A 1,829-nucleotide genomic window follows, 5' to 3' on the forward strand; every position below is an offset into this window, starting at 1 on the left:
TCGCAGCCTTCGGCAGCTCCTACAGGGTTTTGTGTCTGTATTTGAAATACGCTAAGGCCTTTCTGTCAGTCTCTTTGACCGGAATAGACGCTGCGGCGCTCTGCAGGTCTGGTTAAGATCCCTGCATTCCTTTCTCGTTTTCTGAGGTTGCCATGCGCTTTAGCGATCTGCTCGAGGCGGTCCGCCGCCAACCGGAACTGACGATTCCTGCCGAATGGGGCCAGGGCCGTGCCAGTTTCGGCGGTCTGGTGGCCGCGCTGCAATACGAAGCCATGCGTGCAAAAGTCCCGGCGGATCGCCCGGTGCGTTCGCTGGCAATTACCTTCGTCGGCCCGGTCGAGCCTGAAATCCCGGTGAGTTTCGAAGTGGATGTGCTGCGTGAAGGCAAAGCCGTCAGCCAGGTCATGGGCCGGGCGATGCAGAATGGTCAGGTGGTGACCATCGTTCAAGGCAGCTTCGGTGCTTCGCGGCCCTCGGAAGTCGCCGTGCAAGCATATCCGGCGCCGGCAATGAAACACTGGGACGAATGCCAGGAGTTGCCTTACATCAAAGGCGTGACCCCGGAATTCATGCGTCATCTGGCAATGCGCTGGAGCGTCGGCGGCATGCCGTTCACCGGCAATCAATCGCGGCTGATGGGCGGCTGGGTGCGCTTACGCGGCGATGTCAAAGAAGAGCCGGTCAAAGAGGCGCATCTGCTGGCCCTGGTGGATGCATGGCCGCCCGCATTGCTGCCGTATCTGAAGAAGCCGGCACCGGGTAGCACCTTGACCTGGACCATCGAATTCGTTCAGCCGTTACGCGACTTGAGCACGCTGGACTGGTGCCAATACCTGGCCGACATCGAGTACGCCGCCGATGGCTACGGCCATGTCGCCGCCAAGTTATGGAGCGCAGAAGGGGAGTTGATTGCAATGAGTCGTCAGACGGTCACGATCTTCGCCTGACTCAATGCCGACGGTGGCGCTCACACCAGGCGCGCCACCAGCCGCCACTGAGAAAGAAGCGCGGAAAAGTCAGAAACTGTTCGACCAGTAACCGCGACACCGCATCTTTACGATCACTGAACGGCTCGGAGGCTTGCGCCTCCAGGCTGTGGCCGTGGCGCTGCAAACCCAGCGCGGCGACGATACCGATCACGCCGATGGCGACGCTGGCCAGACTCAGGCTGAACACCCCGGAGACGATCAGCAGAAACGCAACGATGAACAGCGGCACGGCGATCAGGTGCAACACCAGATTGGTCGGATGCTGATGATTGCCCGGGTACGCGCGCCATTGCCACGCGGGAAGGTTGGGGTGACGTTTGCCCATGTTTTGTACTCCTCGATCCATGTTGAACTCATGGTTGAAGAATAGACCCGGGCGGTGAGGGCGGCGAATCAAGGTTGGCTATTGAAGTGATAGGCGTCATCGCAGGATTCGATGCTGAATGGCTTGACGCCTTCGCGAGCAAGCTCGCTCCCACATTGCCAACTCCATTGGGCATTAAATCTTTGAGCTGTTCAGTTCCCTTTTCCCGCACTCGTTCGGTTAACCCCTCAGAAGCACTTCAACTACCGATCGATTCGATGCAAAGGGATCTCCATGTCGCACGTCCGTTTCCGTTTTGCCCTGTGCCCGTTGGCACTGGCCCTGCTGAGCATTTCTGCCAACGCCGCTGAAAAAACCGAGCAGACCTTGCAACTCGGCGCCACCAATATTTCCGCCCAGGGCCTCGGCGCTACCACCGAAGACACCCGTTCCTACACTACCGGCGCCATGTCCTCGGCCACCGGCCTGCCGCTGTCGATCCGCGAAACACCGCAGTCGGTGACGGTGATTACCCG

At 59.5% G+C, this 1,829-nt stretch carries 2 protein-coding genes and 1 pseudogene; 2 read left to right on the forward strand and 1 reads right to left on the reverse strand.

What is annotated here, in order from left to right:
- Positions 1-152 precede the first annotated feature (152 nt).
- Complete coding sequence (locus F8N44_RS31165) at positions 153-947, forward strand: acyl-CoA thioesterase (RefSeq protein ID WP_150651979.1); 795 nt, start codon at positions 153-155, stop codon at positions 945-947.
- A gap of 1 nt (position 948) precedes the next feature.
- Here the strand turns inward: F8N44_RS31165 and F8N44_RS31170 are convergent, their stop codons facing one another.
- A complete protein-coding gene (locus tag F8N44_RS31170) occupies positions 949-1,314 on the reverse strand; it encodes an Mpo1-like protein (protein ID WP_150651978.1) in 366 nt (121 codons plus the stop codon).
- Positions 1,315-1,587: 273 nt separating this feature from the next.
- Here F8N44_RS31170 and F8N44_RS31175 point away from each other — a divergent pair.
- Positions 1,588-1,829 (forward strand): annotated as a pseudogene (locus F8N44_RS31175) (TonB-dependent siderophore receptor); the annotation flags it as partial.

It is taken from the genome of Pseudomonas fluorescens, from assembly GCF_902497745.1.
Taxonomy (GTDB): domain Bacteria; phylum Pseudomonadota; class Gammaproteobacteria; order Pseudomonadales; family Pseudomonadaceae; genus Aquipseudomonas; species Aquipseudomonas fluorescens_BM.

What these genes read in the sequence shown, in the direction of transcription:
- F8N44_RS31165 (WP_150651979.1), top strand. Translation starts at nt 153, where the DNA reads ATGCGCTTTAGCGATCTGCTCGAGGCGGTCCGCCGCCAACCGGAACTG.
- F8N44_RS31170 (WP_150651978.1), bottom strand. Translation starts at nt 1,314, where the DNA reads ATGGGCAAACGTCACCCCAACCTTCCCGCGTGGCAATGGCGCGCGTAC.